Origin of the sequence: Sphingopyxis sp. USTB-05 (assembly GCF_023822045.1) — a bacterium.
Taxonomy (GTDB): Bacteria; Pseudomonadota; Alphaproteobacteria; order Sphingomonadales; family Sphingomonadaceae; genus Sphingopyxis.
The window spans coordinates 664,985-681,318 of record NZ_CP084712.1; the positions used below are offsets into that span (position 1 = coordinate 664,985).

Here is a 16,334-nt window from a genome sequence, read left to right on the forward strand (position 1 = left end):
TGTCGGTCCTCATTCTTTATAGTCGGGCAGCTTGCTGCCGCCGATAACCGCGCCGGCGCCCTGCTGGTCGAGCTTGTCGGTCAGGCTCGACAGCGAGGCGGAGGTGCGACGCAGATCGCGGATCAGCGCATTGGCTTCGGGAATCGTCGTTTCGCTGAAGGTCTTGAGGCCGGGACGCGCGTCCGAAATCGCGCTTTCCAGCGTCGCCATCGATGCGTTTGCGGACTTCAGCGTATCGCGCAGGTTCGCCATCGCGGGATCGACATTGCGGTCGATCGTGCCCTGCGCCGACGCGGCAAGATTACCGATCTGTTCAGCGGCATTGCCGGTCTGCTGGATCGCAATGCGCGTGTCGGCCAGCGCCCGTTCGATCGCCGGACCATTGCGCGCGAGGATTGCGGTCGACGCCTCGACATTTTTGAGGATGCCGCGGAGGCTAGCCTGATTTTCGTCGTCGGCAAGCTCGGCAAGGCGTTCGCTCAGCGTCGACAGGCGCTGGAGCAATTGCGGCGCGGTGTTGAGCAGTTCGCCAAGACCGCCGACGCGCGTCGGGATGACGGGTTTGCCCGCGGGCCCCTTGTCGGCGATCGCAGGCGCGCCCTTGACCGCACCGTCCAGCGAGATTTGCGAGACGCCGGTGAAGCCGACGCCCTCGAGCGCGGCGGTCGTGCCTTGCAGGATCGGAACGCCTTCATTGACCTCGATACGCACGCGCACGAACTGCGGGTCGTCGGGCCATAGCGCGATTTCGCGCACCTGACCCGCGGGAACGCCGGAAAATTGCACCTGCGCTCCCTTGTTCAGTCCGTCGACCGACTGTTTGAAGAATATGTCATATTCGCGCTTGGTGCCGCCGCTGTCGTTCGCCAGCCAGACGACGAAAAAGGCGAGCGCCGCGGTGAAGAAGAGGACGAAAGCGCCGACGAGGACGTTGTTTGAGCGAGTTTCCATCAGCTTTTCCTATCGCCGCTTCGCGGTTTGGTTCCCGCCCGCCGCAGCGCGGCCCCGGGGCCCGTTGAAATAATCCTGTATCCACGGATGCTCGGTGGCAAGCAGTTCCGGGATCGTGCCGACCGCGATCACCTTCTTTTCGGCCAGAACCGCGACGCGGTCGCAGGTCGCATAAAGCGAATCGAGGTCGTGCGTGATGAGAAAGACCGTCAGGCCCATCGTGTCCGCGAGCTCGCGAATAAGCTCGTCGAACTTCGCCGCGCCGATCGGGTCGAGCCCCGCCGTCGGCTCGTCGAGAAACAGCAGCGCGGGATCGAGCGCCAGCGCGCGCGCGAGCCCGGCACGCTTCACCATCCCGCCCGACAGTTCGGCCGGGTATTTCGGGCCGGCGTCGGGGGGCAGCCCGACCATCGCGACCTTGTATGCGGCGATTTCGTCGAGCAGCCTTTGGTCGAGCCGCGGATAATATTCGCGCAGGGGAACCTGAATATTTTCAGCCACGCTCAGCGTCGAAAAGAGCGCGCCGCCCTGGAACATCACGCCCCAGCGCCGGCGCAGGTCGCGCGATTCCTCTTCGTTGGCGATCGTGTCGAGCGTTTTGCCATAGACCTCAATCTCGCCCGCGGTCGGGGTTTGAAGGCCGATGATCGAGCGCATCAGCACCGACTTGCCGGTGCCAGATCCGCCGACGACACCCAGAATCTCACCCGACCGGACGTCGAGGTCGAGATCCTCGTGAACCACGGCATCGCCGAACTGGTTCTTCAGCCCGCGAATACAAATGGCCGTTTCGAACTTTTCGGGCCGCACCGCGTCGGCCGCGGCAAGCTCTTCCTTGATCTCCTGTTCGACTTCTTCGCTCATCAATTCCATCCCAGCGAAGAGAAGAAGACGGCGAACATCGCGTCGAGGACGATGACGAGGAAGATCGCGGCGACCACCGCCGATGTCGTACGCTGACCGACTTCCTCGGCATTCTGGCGCACCTGCATGCCTTCGTAACAGCCGGTGACGCCGATCAATATGCCGAACACCGGCGCCTTGATCAGCATGATGTAGAAATCGGTCATCGGAATGATTTCGCGCAGCCGCTGGATATAGGTGAGCGGCGGGATGTCGAGCCCGACCCAGACAAAGGCGCCGCCGCCGGCGATCGCGCACAGGCTGGCGTAGAAACCGAGCAAAGGCATGGTGATCGTCGACGCGGCGACGCGCGGCAGCACGATCGCCTCCATTGGCGACACGCCGATCGTGCGCATCGCATCGACCTCTTCGGTCAGCTTCATCGTCCCGATTTGCGCGGCGAAGGCAGATCCTGAGCGGCCCGCGACCATGATCGCGGTCATCAACAGCCCAAGTTCGCGGATCGATGCGCGCCCGACCAGGTTGATCGTGAACACCTCAAGCCCGAATTGCTCAAGCTGGACCGCGCCCTGCTGCGCGATGACGATGCCGATCAGGAAGCTCATCAGCCCGATGATCGGCAGCGCGTCGACGCCGACGGTCTGGAATCGCGTGACGACGGCATTCCAGCGCAGGCGGCGGCGCGCTCGAATCTGGGTACCGAGCGCGACAATCATCGCGCCGAAGAATCCGACGATGCCGAGCAGTTCGTGCCAGATCGCGACGCTGGCGGTGCCAACCTGCTCCAACATCCGCGCCCACGCCGGGCGGCGGTCGCGGTGGACGCGATACTCGCTCTTGTCGGTGGCGAGCGCTTCGAGCAGGCGCTGCGCCTCGGGGCTCGCCCCGACGACTTTCGAGCCATGTTCGTTGACCGTGCGCGTGACGATCCACGCGCCGACGGTGTCGATCCTTTCGAGTGGCGAGAGGTCGAGCGTCGCGATCGGCCCGAGTGCATCCAGCCGTGCGGGAACGTCACCCAAACGCGCGAGCGTCAGACGGCCGGTGAAGCGAACTTCGGCGCCATCGGCACCGTCGCTATGTTCGAAATCAGCCCTAGCCACCATCGTGCGGAGGACACTGGCTTATTTGCCCCGGCACGGCAAGTGAATCCATGGTTCAGCTTGTCAGGCCTTGGCCCCGATATGGGCCCATACTATGGGTGAGGGATGGAAGATCCGCTGGCCACGCCGACCCCCGACTATGCCCACCGCGTCGCGATGTACGACATGGACCGGACGATAACGCGTTCAGGGACTTACAGTGGATTTCTCATGCATGTCGCGCGGCGTCGCCAGCAATGGCGTCTCCTGCTTCTGCCGCTCGTCGGGCTGGCCGGCGCGGCCTATTCGCTGCGTCTGATCGACCGCTCGCGACTGAAGGCGATCAACCTTCGACTGCTCGTCGGCAAACGCTTTCGCCGCACCGAAATCGCCCCGCTCGCCGAAAGCTACGCCGACAAGGTCGTCACGCGCGGACTGCACTCCGCCGCGCTCCAGCAGATCGCCGCCGACCGCGAGGCCGGGTATCGTTTGCTGCTCGCGACGGCGTCCTTTCACCTCTATGTCGACGCCATCGCGCGGCGGCTCGGGATCGACGATGTGCTCGCGACGCAGCTCGACGAACCCGACGGCGCCGACCATATTCACGCGCGTCTGGCGGGCGACAATTGCTATGGCGAGGCGAAGTTCGCGCGCATATCGGACTGGCTTGCCGCGAACGAGATCACGCGCGAGGCGGCGCATGTCCGCGCCTATTCGGACCATGTCTCCGACCATCCGATGCTGCACTTCGCTGACGAGGCGGTCGCGACGACGCCGTCGCGCAAGCTGAAACTGCTCGCCCCGCAAATGGGCTGGCAGGTCGTCGACTGGCGCGCCCGCAAATAGCGCTGTCCGGCAAAATCGCGGCGCATTAGCGTCGTGGAATGACGCCGACACCGATCCGCGATGGCCGTTTCTGCCAACATCCTGAGGATCGCCTTAAAGCCGCAAAGGACACAATTTCGACCCGCCGATGCGGGGCTTTTGTGGCTTTAAGACGATGGCGGTCGTTAAACCGCGTCCAATGCCTGCGCGAAATCGGCGATAAGATCGTCGGGATCTTCGATGCCGATCGACACGCGTACCAGATTGTCGGTGATGCCGAGAGCCTTCTTGCGCTCCGGCGGAACCGACAAATGGGTCATCGCGGCGGGGTGGCTCGCCAGCGTCTCTGTGCCGCCGAGGCTGACCGCGAGCTTGGCGATCTTCAGCGCGTCGAGGAAACGGAAACTCTCTTCCTCACCGCCCTTGATGAACAGCGAGAAGGTCGATCCGGCGCCGGTGCAGTGGCGGTCAAAGATGTCCTTCTGGCGCGCATCCTGGATGAAGCCGAGATAGCCGAGCCCCTCGACCTTCGGGTGATCCCGCAGGAAAGTGCAGACCTTCAGGGCATTCTCGCCCGCACGGCTCATGCGCAGTTCGAGCGTTTCGAGGCTGCGCAGCAGCATCCATGCGGTGTTGGGGTCGCAGATCGTGCCGATCGTGTTGCGCATCGGACGGATGATGTTGAGCAACTTCTGGTCGCCCGACACGCCGCCCGCGACGAGATCCGAATGGCCGCCGGCATATTTGGTGAGGCTGTAGACGACGAGTTCGGCGCCCTGACGGATCGGCTTTTGCCAGAGCGGGCCGAGGAAGGTGTTGTCGATGGCGATCGGCGGCTTCTGCTCGCAGGGGAAGGCGGCGTCGCGCGCGGCGCGGACGGCCTCGACATCGACCAGCGCGTTCGTAGGATTCGCCGGGCTTTCGAGATAAACGAGCGCGACCTTGCCGCCCTTTTCATCGGCGAGCGTCTGGGCGCGAGCGAGAATGTCGTCAATCTCCTCGCGCGTCGCGCCGGCGGGAAAGTCGAGGAAGCTGACGCCGAATCGCGACAGGATGCGCGCGATCAGCGTCTCGGTCGCCGCATAGAGCGGGCCCGAGTGGACGATCACATCATTCTGGCCGACGAGCGCGAGGAGCAGAGTCGCGATTGCCGACATGCCGCTCGAAAAGACGAGGCTGTCGTCGGCGCCGTCCCAGACCGCGAGGCGATCCTCGAGGATTTCCTGGTTCGGACCGTTGAAGCGCGAATAGACGAGGCCGTCGGCGGGTCCTTCACGCTTGCCGGTGATATGTTCGAAGAAGCGCTTGCCTGCGGCGGCGCTTTCGAAAGCGAAGGTCGAGGTCAGGAAGATCGGCGGCTTCAACGAGCCTTCGGACAGCACGGGGTCATAGCCGAGTCCCATCATCAGCGTGGCGGGGCTGAGATCGCGATCGCCGATTTTCTTGGTGTTTGTCTTGGGTTTGCCGCGCATGGCCATGGGGGATGCTCCTTGAGGTGTCGGAGCCCTCTATAGCACGCCGGTTTCGTTTGAAACTATATTGCGCGGCGTGCCGACCCTAATCCTCGACGATCAGGCTGCGCTCTTTCGTCTCGGGAAGCAACAGCGTCGCGACCCCGGCCATCGCGATCACCGCGGCAACATAGAAATAAAAGACGCGTTCGATGCCGGCATCCTTGAGCGCCAGCGCGACGATTTCGAGCGTGCCCGCAAACATCGCATTGCCGATCGCATAGGGCAGCGCGACGCCGAGGCCTCGGATATGCGCGGGAAACAGCTCGGCCTTCACCAGCGCATTATTCGCGCTGTAGCCGCTTTGCAGCGTGAGCGGGATCATGATGAGCAGCGTGGCGACGATCGGCGAGGTGACGGTCTCCAGCGTCATGAAGGTCGGCACCGCGACGATCGCGCCGCCGATCCCGAACAGCAGCAGCATCGGTTTGCGCCCGAACTTATCTGCCAGCGCCCCGAAAACCGGCTGCATCGCGGTGAACCACAGCAGCGCGGCGGCGATGATATAGGTCGCGGTGGCCTTGTCGAAACCGACGGTGTTGAACAGGAATTTCTGCATGTAACTGGTATAGGTGTAAGCCGCGAGCCCGCCGCCCGCCGACAACATGCCGACGAGGATGCTTTCGCGGCGATGCTCTTTCCACAGCAGCTTGGCGGTCGAGACGGGCCGGTCGACCGCCTGGTTTTCGAACGACGGCGTTTCGGCCAGATTGCGGCGGAGGACATAAACACCGAGCGCGAGCAGCGCGCCGATAACGAACGGGATGCGCCAACCCCATGCGGTGAGTTCGGCCTCGGTCAGGAAGAATTGCAGCACCACCGCGACGAATATCGCGCAAAGCTGGCCGCCGCAGAGCGTCATATATTGGAAGCTCGCCCAGAAGCCGCGATTCTCCTTGGGTGCCATTTCGGACAAGTAGGTCGCGCTCGCGCCATATTCACCGCCGAGCGACAGGCCTTGCAGCATTCGCGCGACGAGCAATGTCGCCGGCCCGAGCAGGCCCGCAACGGCATAGGTCGGCGCGATCGCGATCAGCATCGACCCGCTGAACATCAGTGCCACCGACAGCGACAGCCCAGCCTTGCGCCCGCGCGTGTCGGCGAAGCGGCCCATCACCCACGCGCCGATCGGGCGCATGACGAAGCCGACGGCAAAGATGGCGGCGGAGTTCAGAAGCTGTGCGGTGGGGTCAGCCTGCGGGAAAAAGACCGGAGCGAAATAGATGGCGAAGGCGGCATAAGCGAACCAGTCGTACCATTCGACCAGATTGCCCATCGAACCGCCGACAATCGAAACCAACCGTTTGCGCGGTATCGCGAGTGCCTTCATCCCGTCCCGTCCCCCTTATTTCGTCATGCCGGGCTGGACCCGGCATCCCGCTTTCTTCGTGGAAGCGGGACCCCGGATCAAGTCCGGGGTGACGATGGATGAAATCTTTAGCGCAATCCGATCACCGACAATTGGCGGCCATAGCTGTTCTCGCCCTTATGGCACGCGCGGCGATAGCTGAAATAGTCGTCGGCCTCGGCATAGGTGTCCTGTCCGCCGATGGCAATTCGGGTCACGCCCGCTGCCGCGAGCCGCGCGGCGACATAGGCGGCGATGTCGAACATCGCATGGCCGGGCTTGCCGGCGGCGAAAAAGCGCTCGTTCGCGGGATCGTCCTCGACGAAGCGCTGCACGAAACCCTCGTCGACCTCATAGGAAGCGCGGGCGATGCACGGGCCGATTGCGACGGCGATATCGGCGCGATTGGCGCCGAGGCTTTCCATCGCCTCCAGCGTGGCATCGGTGACGCCCGCAATCGCGCCCTTCCACCCCGCATGCGCCGCGCCGACGACCCCGGCCTCGCGGTCGGCGAAGAGGACGGGCACGCAGTCGGCGGTCAATATGCCGAGCACTATGCCCGGCGTGCGCGTCGCCAGCGCATCGGCCTCGGGCCGCGCGTCAAGATCGGTGTGGCCGTCGACGATCACGCAGCGATTGCCGTGGACCTGATAGAGGCCGGTCAGCTTCGCGCCGGGAAGCACCGCATCGGCCACGCGCCGCCTGTTCTCGGCGATCAGCGCGGGATCGTCGCCAGAACCGAGACCGCAATTGAGCGAGGCGAGTTCGCCCGTCGACACCCCGCCGCGGCGGCCAAAGAAGCCATGCGCGAGACCGTCCAACGGCGCGGCTGTAACGAAGGGCGTGCTCACAGATCGAGCCTGAAGAAACGGTCCTCGTCGATATGATTGCCGACGCGAAACGCGTTGCGCCCGACGTCGTAGAAACCGTAGCGACGGTAAAAGGCCTGCGCGCGGTCATTCTCGGTGAAGACCGTGAGGTAAAGGATCGATGCCCGCTCGCGCGCCCAGGCGATGCCCCATTCCATCAATGCGACGGCGACGCCCGTGCCCTTCGCGGCTTCGGCGACATAAAGTTGGTGCAGTTCGACCGCATCGCCCGTCGGTTGCTCCTCGGGCAGTTCGAAATCGACCGGCCCCATCTTGATATAGCCGAGGATCGCGCCGGATTCGCCGCGAACCAGCGCGATGTCATGATCATCGCTCGCGATTTGCGCGCGCACGCGGTCGGGCGGGTTCCAGCCTGCAAGGAAGGTGGAGAGGTCGGCGGGATCATAGATATGCCCGAAAGTATGAGTGAACGACCCGTTGGCGAAAGCCGCGATGGCCTCCGCATCTCCGGGTTTTGCCAGTTCGATGGCGGTCATGCTGCGTCTCCTATAAATCCTGCGGGGGCGGGCCAGTCCGGTGCGGAAAAGGCCATCACCTTGAACAAGTCGCCCATCTGGCGCGGCTCGACGAGGCGGTCGCGCTGGCCCTTCAGTTCCTCGGCGCGGTTCGGCGCAGCCGCAGCGAGCGATTGCAGCCGCGCGTCGATGCCGATCCGCCGCAGCCAGTCGCCCTGCGTCGTCAGCGGGCTCACGGACACGCCCGCATTTTGTGCGGCCGTGGCGAGCGCGGTGAAATCGACATGTGCGGTCAGGTCGGCCTCACCGGGATCGGCGAAGGGAGAGGCGAAGCGATGCGCCTTCACTGCCTGCAACGTGTCGCCTGCGGCGGGGCCGGCATAGCCATAGTCGATCGCGAGCATCGCGCCGCCTTGCCGCGCAAGACGAAAGGCGCAGCGCTGCAAGATCGCGGCCGAGACGGGCGTTGTTTCGACAACCGTGTCCTGGGGCGCGTTCCGTAGCGAAGCCGGTACGGCGTCGTCGGCGGGTGTGTCGCCCGCAACGGGCACCAGCACGCCGCCCTGGCGTTCGACCATGCGCTCGCGCCAGCCGTCGATCGTGCGGATATATTGATGGATCGGCAGCGCGTCGAAAAACTCGTTCGCGACGATGATCAGCGGCACGTCGTCGGGCAGCGCGTCGACCTCGTCGTGATGCTCCGCTGCGGGCAGGCGCGCGAGCTGCGCCGCCCGCAGCGTCGGGCTTGTCTCGACCAGGTCGATGCCGGCTGGTGTGCAGCCAAAGCGCGCCATCGTCCGCAGCGCATCGGCGGCGAGCGTGCCGCGGCCCGGGCCCAGCTCGACGTAATGAAACGCCGGGCCGCCCGCGCGCGACCAGAGGTCTGCGACCCAGATACCAACCATCTCACCGAACATCTGGCTGATTTCGGGTGCCGTGGTGAAATCGCCTGCTGCGCCCAGCGGGTCGCGCGTCGCATAATAATGGCCGTTTGCCGCCGCCATATAGTCGGCGACCGTCGTGGGCCGCGCCGCCGCGATTTCGCTTATCAACTCGTCGGGCGTCGGTGGGCCGTCACGCAACGCTGTCGAGCCCGGCCACCGGTTCGATCCGCTTGCGGCGGCCCTTCGCGGTGGCGACGAGCCAGAAGCCGACAAGCAGCATCGGCACGGTAAGCGTCTGGCCCATCGTGAGGCCCCACGACAGCGTGCCGAGCTGCACGTCGGGTTCGCGCACGAACTCGACCGCAAAGCGGCTGAGCCCATAGATGATCGCCGCCGTGCCAAAGAGGAAACCGGGCTTGTAGCGCGCATCGGTGCGCCAGAAGAAGAAGGCTAGGATCGCCATCATCACGATCCCTTCGAGCCCGGCTTCATAAAGCTGGCTCGGGTGGCGGGGGTCCATCGTACCGCTGCCCGGAAAGATGATCGCCCATGGCACGGTCGTCGCACGGCCCCACAGTTCGCCATTCACGAAATTGGCGAGGCGGCCGAAGAAAAGGCCGAAGGGCACGACGCACGCGACATAATCGCAAAAGCGCAGAAAGCTCAGCTTTTCCTTGCGCGTCACATACCAGATCGCGATCAGCACGCCGATCACGCCGCCATGGAGCGACATGCCGCCGTCCCACAGTTTGAAGATCTCGAGCGGCTTCTCGATATAGTTGCCGAGGTTGTAGAAGAGCACATAGCCGAGCCGCCCGCCGAGGATGATCCCGAGCATCGCATAGAAGATCATGTCGTCGGCATGGCGCCGCGCCATCGGGGCGCCAGGCTGCGCGATCAGCTTCAGCAAATACCAGTAACCGACGAAGATTCCGGCGAGATAGGCCAGGGCATACCAGCGGATCGGCAGGCCGAAGACGCTGAACGCGATCTCTGAATTCTCACCCATCAGATCGTGAAAGTTCACATATTGCGTTGCTTCGGCTAAGGTTGCAAAAAGAAACATATAGTCGCGCTGTCCTTCCCCAGGAGAGGCCTCCCCATAAGGGGTATGGCGAGCGAGACCAAGAGGAGAGATGAAAGATGCCATCAGCGCTCGATTTGCGCCTGGAAGCCGCCTATAATCTGATCACCGGTCCGGGCGGACCGATCCAGGTCGGGTCCGTCGAACGCTTCGGCCACCAGCTTCCCTTCATCACCACCGCACCGACCAACCTTGCCGACTATGTTGCGTTTTTTGCTGCGCAGCATGGCGATGGCACTTTCCTTGTCGAAGGCGACGAGCGGCTGTCGTTCAAGCAGGTCTATATGGCGGCGCGGCAGGTCGCGGCGGGGCTGGTCGAGGGCCATGGCGTCCAGCGCGGCGACCGCGTCGGGCTTGCGATGCGCAACGCCAATGCGTGGTGTGTTTCCTACATCGGTATCCTGATGGCGGGCGGCTGCGCTACGCTGCTCAACGGCTGGTGGCAGGGGGGCGAACTCGCTGCGGGCATCCTCGATAGCGAAGCGAAGCTCGTCATTGCCGACGTCCAGCGCGCCGCACGGCTCGAAGAGGTCGAACATGGTGCGAAGGTCATTACCCTCGACCTAACGCAGCCGATCGATCTGGCGGTCGCGCCGATCACCGGCGCGGGCGGCAGCGCGGCGACCGTGCTGCCCACGCTGACGGGGCAGGACCTCGCGACGATCCTCTTTACCTCGGGCTCGACCGGCCAGTCGAAGGGCGCCTATTCGCGCCACGAGGCGGTGGTGCAGGCGATCTTCAACTATGTCACCCAGACCGCAAGCATCGTCCATCTGCTAACCGAAGATGGGCAGATGTCGGACATCCAGCCCGCGACGCTGATCTGCACGCCGCTGTTTCACGTCACCGCCGAAATCCCGGTGTTCCTGCAAAGCTTCGCCTTGGGACGCAAACTCGTGCTGATGCCCAAGTGGAACGCCGACGAGGCGATGCGGCTGATCCAGGACGAGAAGTGCAATTATTTCGTCGGCGTTCCGCTGATGAGCTATGAAATTCTCACCAGTCCGAACCGCAAGAATTACGATCTGTCGACGTGCAAAAGCTACGCTGGCGGCGGCGCGCCGCGCCCGCCAGAGCATGTGCGCCGCCTTGCGACGGAGATGGGCGAGGCCAAGCCCCTGCTCGGCTATGGCCTCACCGAAACCAACGCGGTCGGCTGCGGCATCATCAACGAAAATTATGTCGCGAAGCCGATGTCGACCGGCCCCGCGTCGAAGCCGCTCGTCGACCTTGCGATCCTCGACGACAATGGCGAACCGCTCGCGCAGGGCAGCGTCGGCGAAGTCTGCATCCGCTCGGTGTGCAATTTCGAGGGCTATTGGAACAATGAAGCCGCGACCAAGGCGGCCTTCTTCGACAATGGCTATTTCCGCTCGGGCGACCTCGGTTATCTCGACGAGGACGGCTATCTGTTCATCGTCGACCGCAAGAAGGACATCATCATCCGCGGCGGTGAGAATATAAGCTGTCAGGAAGTCGAGGCCGCGATTTACGAGCATGCCGAGGTCAACGAATGCGCGGTGTTCGGTCTGCCCGACGAGCGGCTGGGCGAATGCGTCGGTGCGGTCGTTTGGACAAAGCCCGGCAGCAATGTGACCGCCGACGATCTGGTCGCCTTCCTCAGCGCACGGCTCGCTCCCTATAAGGTGCCATGCCAGATTTGGATGTCGAACGACGCGTTGCCCAAGCTCGGCAGCGAAAAGATCGACAAGGTCAGCTTGCGCAACCGCTATCGCGAGGAATATGCCGCGAAGGCTGTTGCGTAACCGAAAGCGGCAAAGGAGCGAACCGGGATCATGGCCGAGGCTGAAACTCCCGTCGCTCCCGAAAAATCGGTGCCGGTGCGCGTCTATCGCCACCGGCTGCCGGTGCGTATCTGGCATTGGGTCAATGCCGTCACCTTGCTCGTCCTGTTGATGAGCGGGCTGATGATCTTCAATGCACACCCGCGCCTCTATTGGGGCGAATATGGTGCGAACTTCGACCGCGCGTGGCTGGTGATCGGTTCGACGGCGGACAGCGGTTATCTGCGCATCGGCGACTATCGGGTCGAAACGACGGGCGTGCTCGGCCGCTGGACCGATGCGCAAGGGCAGTCGCGGACCTGGGCCTTTCCCGGCTGGGCGACGATCCCGACCAGCTATAGCCTTGCCGACGGGCGGCGCTGGCATCTGCTGTTCGCGTGGATATTGTCGATCGGCCTGACGCTCTACATGCTGTGGACGCTGCTCGGCGGGCATTTGCGCAAGGACCTGCATGTCCGCGCGGCCGAATGGTCGCCGCGCCATATCTGGCAGGACGTGAAAGATCATGCGCGTTTGCGCTTTCCGCGTGGGCAGGCGGCGGCGCGATACGGTGTCCTGCAAAAGTTCAGTTACATCGGCGTGATCTTCGTCGCGCTGCCGCTGATGATCGCGACCGGCCTTACCATGTCGCCCGGCATGAACGCCGCCTGGCCGTGGCTGCTCGACCTGTTCGGCGGCCGTCAATCGGCGCGCTCGATCCATTTCATCACCGCCTGGGCACTCGTCTTCTTCTTCCTCGTCCATATCGCCATGGTGCTGCTTGCGGGTCCCATGAACGAGCTGCGCTCGATGATCACCGGCTGGTTCCGCCTGCCGCCCGAGCGGAACGCGGGCGCATGAGCGGGATCATCCTCCCGCGCCGCCAGTTGATCGCGCGCGCCGGCGGATTGGTCGCCGCTGCGGGCGCCTTGCCTTTGCTGTCAGGCTGCGATGCGATCAACGACGCGCCTGCAGTGCGCAAGATATTGTCGATGGGCGAGGAAATGAACCGCGCCAGCCAGCGTGCATTGATCGACAGGAACGCGCTTGCGCGCGAATATGGCCGGGCCGACCTGTCACCCTATTTCCGGCCCAACGGCACGCGCCTGCCTGCGGGGGCCGACTATTCCGCGCATGCGGCGAGCGGCTTTGCCGACTGGCGCGTCAAAGTGACGGGACTTGTCGCAAAGCCGCTGTCGCTGTCGATGGCAGATATCCGTGCGATGCCAGGGCGCACGCAGATCACGCGCCATGACTGCGTCGAGGGGTGGAGCGCGATCGGACAATGGACCGGCCCGCGACTGCGCGATATCCTTGCCGCTGCCGGCGTGAAAGACAGCGCGCGCTATATCGTCTTCCGCTGCGCCGACCGGCTTGGCGACGCGCTCTATTATGAAAGCTGCGACATGGTCGACGCGCTCCACCCGCAGACGATCATGGCGTGGGCGCTCAATGACAAGATATTGCCGATCGCGAACGGCGCGCCGCTGCGCCTCAGGATCGAGCGTCAGCTTGGCTACAAGCACGCCAAATATGTGAACGCGATCGAGGCGGTCGCCAGCCTCGACGGAATCGGCGCGGGCAAGGGCGGCTATTGGGAAGATCGCATCGATTATGAATGGTATGCGGGAATCTGACAGGAACCTTTTTTCGAGGTGGAGGTTCGTTTCTTAAAATGTCCATTCTGCGTCCGTTTCTCTCCCGGATTATTCATCAGGGGCGGCTCTCCGTCATCGCGCCCGATGGCGCGCGCGAGGAATATGGCGAACCTGCGCCGGGCTTTCCGAACGTCACGATCCGCTTCACGAGCCGAAAGGGAATGCGCCGCATCATTCTCGACCCGCGCATCGGCGCCGCCGAGGCGTTCATGGACGGCGAGATGGAACTGGTCGAAGGCGACATCATGGAACTCGTCGCGCTGTTCCGTTCGAACACGCCCTGGGACCGCGGCGCCAAGCTGCACGACAAGACCTGGCTCGGTCGGCGCGCCGAATGGGTGAAGACGCGGATCGGATCGATCAATCGCCAGCGCCAGTCGCGCGCCAACGTCAAGCATCACTACGATATCGGCAACGACCTCTATCGGCTCTTCCTCGACGAAGACATGCAATATAGCTGCGCCTACTGGTCACGCCCGGACATGACGCTGGAGGAGGCGCAGGTCGCGAAGAAGGCGCATATCGCGGCAAAGCTCGCACTGGCGCCGGGGCAGCGCATTCTCGACATCGGCTGCGGCTGGGGCGGGATGGCGATCACGCTCGCGAAGCTTGAGCAGGTCGAGGTGCTGGGCATCACCCTATCCGAAGAGCAGCTCGCGCTTGCCCGGCAGCGTGCCGAGGCGGCGGGGGTCGCCGATCGCGTACAATTCGAACTCATCGACTATCGCGATCTTGCCGCGCGCGAGCCGGGGCGCTTCGACCGCATCGTGTCCGTCGGCATGTTCGAACATGTCGGAGCCGCCAATTTCGAGACTTTCTTTCGCGCCGCCGCCAATCTGATGACCGCCGACGGCGTGATGCTGATCCACACGATCGGCCGCTTTGGCAAGCCGGGATCGACCGACGCTTTCACGCGCAAATATATCTTTCCCGGCGGCTATATCCCGGCGCTCAGCGAGACGCTGGCGGCGAGCGAGAAGAGCCGCTTGATCGCGACCGATATCGAGACGCTGCGGCTGCATTATGCACTGACTTTGCGTCAATGGTATGCGCGGACGCTGGCACATGAAGCAGAAATTGTCGCGATGATGGGCACGCGCTTTTTCCGCATGTGGTGCTTCTACCTCGCCGGCGCGACCGCGGCATTCGAGAGCGGCGGGATGGGCAATTACCAGATCCAGTTCGCACGCAGCCGCCACGCGCTGCCGCTGACGCGCGACTATCTGGCCGAGGCGGAGCGGCGATATCTTCAGCATCGGGATGTGGAGAGCGAGCGGACGTCGGTTTAGGGGCGGGGGAGCGGGCGTTCGTTCGTCCAGCCTGTCGTCATCCCGGACTTGATCCGGGATCCCGCTTTTTGATGCAACCGCACGCGTCCCGAGATAGCGGGACCCCGGATCAGTCCGGGGTGACGCAATGAACGGTCGATTCCTGCCATTCGTCATAGCGGCGCTCTTCGACGGGTCGGGGATGACGGTCCAAAGTTCAGTAAAGTTCAGCCCTGTCGCGTTCCTCGATCGGACCCTCGCGACGTGCTGCGCGCGGTCCACGCTGCCCCCGCCGCCGTCCGGGTAGCAACCGTCCTTGTCCAATAATTTCAAAGAGCCGGGTGAAGGCTGGCACGGCCGGATAATGTAGGAAAGACCTATTTGAAGGCGATGTTCTTTTTGGGGTGGTCAGCGGACATCCCGTCCCTATTCCCGTCATCCCGGGCTTGACCCGGGATCCCGCTTTTTGAAGGCACCGGCACGCTTCACGAAATAGCGGGACCCCGGGTCAAGCCCGGGGTGACGAGGGTAGAGAGGGCCGCTTCCGCTCCATACCCGCCACCTTCACGCCGCCTCTGCATCCTCATATGCCTGCGCTTCCGCCGCGATCAGTATGTCGGCGAGCATCCAATAGGCTTCGCCCCACGCCGCGAGCACCTCGTCGGTCGCGATCTCTGCGCCCAGTACGTCGCGGATGGCGGGGAGCAGGGCATTGGCGACATGGGGGTAATGCTCCGCCTTCACGCCGGTATCGACATGGCGCGCGACCATGCGCGACACCGCCGGCCCCAGATTCTGCAGCTTGTCGATATTCTTTGCATAGGCGAGGATCGCCGCCGCAAGCCGTTTCGGCTGCTCGCCGCTCGTCTGCGCGGCGCGGTCGAACATCGCCTCGATATCCTTATTCTCGAACAATCGGGCGTACATCGCGGTGGTGATCGCAAGACCATGCTTTTCGAGCGCGGGGGCGGTGGCCTTGACGATGGCCATGGCGTGAGCGGAAGCGGTGCGCATTATATTCTGTCCTTGGGCTAGGCGTGTTCAGGCCGCGATCCGCAGTTCGTCGGCATGTTCGGGGTAGGGGGCGACCTGCGCCGCGGGTTCGATCCCGGCGAGTTCGCTGGCGAAGCCGTGGTTGACGTCGCGGTGGTGTGCTTCGTCGGCGCGGACGACGAGAACGACGTCGCGCAGCGTCGCGTCATCGGCGAGCTTCCAATAATGTCTGGCGATCGCCGGCGCCGGCAGATTGGGGCTGCGGCCCTCGTCGATTTCCTGAAGGTAGAGCGTATAGCTGATGACGGCCTCCTCCTCGAAATAGCCGACGACCCGGTGCGCGGTCTTGGCGCTGATCAGGTAGAGCGCGAAGAAGGCGAGGTAGAAGACCCACTGGACGCCGAGAATGACGAGGCGTTCGAACAAGGTCGGTTTCGCGACCTCGATAAAGGTCATCAGGTGCATCCGCTCATTCTCCGCCTCTTCCATCAGCGTGCGGATCCAGCCCTTGTCGTCTTCCATCCGGCGCAGGCTCTTGAGGTGGACCAGCGTCGCACCGACCATACCAGGGACCGCCGCAACCGTTTCGAGCACGATCGCGCGGTGGCCGTACCGCTTGGCAAAGAAAGTGTCGGCGGCAAGGCGCAGCATCTTGGTAAAGCCGAATGCGATGCGGTCGGAGAAATCGATCGGACGATGGTGGACGTTCAGGTCGACAAAAGGCGCTTCGGACATGG

16 protein-coding genes are annotated in these 16,334 nt (G+C 63.8%); 5 read left to right on the plus strand and 11 right to left on the minus strand.

The window, feature by feature from the left end:
• Positions 1-9: 9 nt before the first annotated feature.
• From KEC45_RS02875 to KEC45_RS02885, 3 genes are read right to left on the minus strand one after another with little or no spacing between them, the layout of a single operon-like run.
• A complete protein-coding gene (locus tag KEC45_RS02875) occupies positions 10-951 on the minus strand; it encodes an MlaD family protein (protein WP_062184466.1) in 942 nt (313 codons plus the stop codon).
• A 9-nt stretch (positions 952-960) separates the two neighbouring features.
• Entirely contained in the window at positions 961-1,815 is an 855-nt protein-coding gene (locus tag KEC45_RS02880; protein ID WP_238586738.1) for an ABC transporter ATP-binding protein, read from the minus strand.
• Entirely contained in the window at positions 1,815-2,921 is a 1,107-nt protein-coding gene (locus KEC45_RS02885; protein ID WP_252171474.1) for an ABC transporter permease, read from the minus strand. Before KEC45_RS02885 ends, KEC45_RS02880 begins: the two co-directional genes overlap by 1 nt.
• A 102-nt stretch (positions 2,922-3,023) precedes the next feature.
• On the opposite strand from KEC45_RS02885, the gene KEC45_RS02890 reads away from it, so the two are divergent.
• A complete protein-coding gene (locus KEC45_RS02890) occupies positions 3,024-3,743 on the plus strand; it encodes an HAD family phosphatase (protein ID WP_083435944.1) in 720 nt (239 codons plus the stop codon).
• A 164-nt stretch (positions 3,744-3,907) separates the two neighbouring features.
• Here KEC45_RS02890 and KEC45_RS02895 read toward each other — a convergent pair whose 3' ends face one another.
• From KEC45_RS02895 to lgt, 6 genes are all read right to left on the minus strand, one after another.
• Entirely contained in the window at positions 3,908-5,200 is a 1,293-nt protein-coding gene (locus KEC45_RS02895) for a cystathionine gamma-synthase family protein (protein WP_062184462.1), read from the minus strand.
• Positions 5,201-5,279: 79 nt separating this feature from the next.
• Complete coding sequence (locus tag KEC45_RS02900; protein WP_062184459.1) at positions 5,280-6,563, minus strand: MFS transporter; 1,284 nt, start codon at positions 6,561-6,563, stop codon at positions 5,280-5,282.
• A gap of 107 nt (positions 6,564-6,670) precedes the next feature.
• Complete coding sequence (gene pgeF / locus KEC45_RS02905; RefSeq protein ID WP_062184456.1) at positions 6,671-7,432, minus strand: peptidoglycan editing factor PgeF; 762 nt, start codon at positions 7,430-7,432, stop codon at positions 6,671-6,673.
• Positions 7,429-7,947 carry a GNAT family N-acetyltransferase gene (locus KEC45_RS02910; RefSeq protein WP_062184453.1) on the minus strand — a complete coding sequence of 173 codons (519 nt, stop codon included), beginning with the start codon at positions 7,945-7,947 and terminating at the stop codon, positions 7,429-7,431. Before KEC45_RS02910 ends, pgeF begins: the two co-directional genes overlap by 4 nt.
• Positions 7,944-9,008 (minus strand): class I SAM-dependent methyltransferase, encoded by a 1,065-nt coding sequence (locus tag KEC45_RS02915; protein WP_238586737.1) that lies wholly within the window; start codon positions 9,006-9,008, stop codon positions 7,944-7,946. The genes KEC45_RS02910 and KEC45_RS02915 overlap by 4 nt, the downstream gene beginning before the upstream one ends.
• Positions 9,001-9,876, minus strand: a complete 876-nt coding sequence (gene lgt, locus KEC45_RS02920; RefSeq protein WP_252171475.1) for a prolipoprotein diacylglyceryl transferase — start codon at positions 9,874-9,876, stop codon at positions 9,001-9,003. The genes KEC45_RS02915 and lgt overlap by 8 nt, the downstream gene beginning before the upstream one ends.
• A gap of 77 nt (positions 9,877-9,953) precedes the next feature.
• Here lgt and KEC45_RS02925 point away from each other — a divergent pair, with 77 nt between their 5' ends.
• The 4 genes from KEC45_RS02925 to KEC45_RS02940 are packed head-to-tail and all read left to right on the plus strand — an operon-like array spanning position 9,954 to position 14,625.
• A complete protein-coding gene (locus KEC45_RS02925; RefSeq protein WP_062184436.1) occupies positions 9,954-11,660 on the plus strand; it encodes a class I adenylate-forming enzyme family protein in 1,707 nt (568 codons plus the stop codon).
• Between the two features lie 30 nt (positions 11,661-11,690).
• A complete protein-coding gene (locus KEC45_RS02930) occupies positions 11,691-12,539 on the plus strand; it encodes a cytochrome b/b6 domain-containing protein (protein ID WP_062184434.1) in 849 nt (282 codons plus the stop codon).
• Positions 12,536-13,315: a molybdopterin-binding protein gene (locus tag KEC45_RS02935; RefSeq protein ID WP_062184431.1), complete on the plus strand. Its 780-nt coding sequence runs from the start codon at positions 12,536-12,538 to the stop codon at positions 13,313-13,315. Before KEC45_RS02930 ends, KEC45_RS02935 begins: the two co-directional genes overlap by 4 nt.
• 38 nt (positions 13,316-13,353) lie before the next feature.
• Positions 13,354-14,625, plus strand: a complete 1,272-nt coding sequence (locus KEC45_RS02940; protein ID WP_062184428.1) for a cyclopropane-fatty-acyl-phospholipid synthase family protein — start codon at positions 13,354-13,356, stop codon at positions 14,623-14,625.
• 543 nt (positions 14,626-15,168) lie between these two features.
• Here the strand turns inward: KEC45_RS02940 and KEC45_RS02945 are convergent.
• Positions 15,169-15,618, minus strand: coding sequence for a globin domain-containing protein (locus KEC45_RS02945; protein ID WP_062184425.1), 450 nt, complete (start codon positions 15,616-15,618; stop codon positions 15,169-15,171).
• A 27-nt stretch (positions 15,619-15,645) separates the two neighbouring features.
• Entirely contained in the window at positions 15,646-16,332 is a 687-nt protein-coding gene (locus KEC45_RS02950; RefSeq protein WP_062184422.1) for an alternative oxidase, read from the minus strand.
• Positions 16,333-16,334 lie beyond the last annotated feature (2 nt).

What these genes read in the sequence shown, in the direction of transcription:
- KEC45_RS02900 (WP_062184459.1), bottom strand. Translation starts at nt 6,563, where the DNA reads ATGAAGGCACTCGCGATACCGCGCAAACGGTTGGTTTCGATTGTCGGC.
- KEC45_RS02930 (WP_062184434.1), top strand. Translation starts at nt 11,691, where the DNA reads ATGGCCGAGGCTGAAACTCCCGTCGCTCCCGAAAAATCGGTGCCGGTG.
- KEC45_RS02935 (WP_062184431.1), top strand. Translation starts at nt 12,536, where the DNA reads ATGAGCGGGATCATCCTCCCGCGCCGCCAGTTGATCGCGCGCGCCGGC.
- KEC45_RS02895 (WP_062184462.1), bottom strand. Translation starts at nt 5,200, where the DNA reads ATGGCCATGCGCGGCAAACCCAAGACAAACACCAAGAAAATCGGCGAT.
- KEC45_RS02940 (WP_062184428.1), top strand. Translation starts at nt 13,354, where the DNA reads ATGTCCATTCTGCGTCCGTTTCTCTCCCGGATTATTCATCAGGGGCGG.
- KEC45_RS02910 (WP_062184453.1), bottom strand. Translation starts at nt 7,947, where the DNA reads ATGACCGCCATCGAACTGGCAAAACCCGGAGATGCGGAGGCCATCGCG.
- KEC45_RS02925 (WP_062184436.1), top strand. Translation starts at nt 9,954, where the DNA reads ATGCCATCAGCGCTCGATTTGCGCCTGGAAGCCGCCTATAATCTGATC.
- KEC45_RS02875 (WP_062184466.1), bottom strand. Translation starts at nt 951, where the DNA reads ATGGAAACTCGCTCAAACAACGTCCTCGTCGGCGCTTTCGTCCTCTTC.
- KEC45_RS02945 (WP_062184425.1), bottom strand. Translation starts at nt 15,618, where the DNA reads ATGCGCACCGCTTCCGCTCACGCCATGGCCATCGTCAAGGCCACCGCC.
- KEC45_RS02890 (WP_083435944.1), top strand. Translation starts at nt 3,024, where the DNA reads ATGGAAGATCCGCTGGCCACGCCGACCCCCGACTATGCCCACCGCGTC.
- KEC45_RS02950 (WP_062184422.1), bottom strand. Translation starts at nt 16,332, where the DNA reads ATGTCCGAAGCGCCTTTTGTCGACCTGAACGTCCACCATCGTCCGATC.
- KEC45_RS02885 (WP_252171474.1), bottom strand. Translation starts at nt 2,921, where the DNA reads ATGGTGGCTAGGGCTGATTTCGAACATAGCGACGGTGCCGATGGCGCC.
- lgt (WP_252171475.1), bottom strand. Translation starts at nt 9,876, where the DNA reads ATGTTTCTTTTTGCAACCTTAGCCGAAGCAACGCAATATGTGAACTTT.
- KEC45_RS02880 (WP_238586738.1), bottom strand. Translation starts at nt 1,815, where the DNA reads ATGAGCGAAGAAGTCGAACAGGAGATCAAGGAAGAGCTTGCCGCGGCC.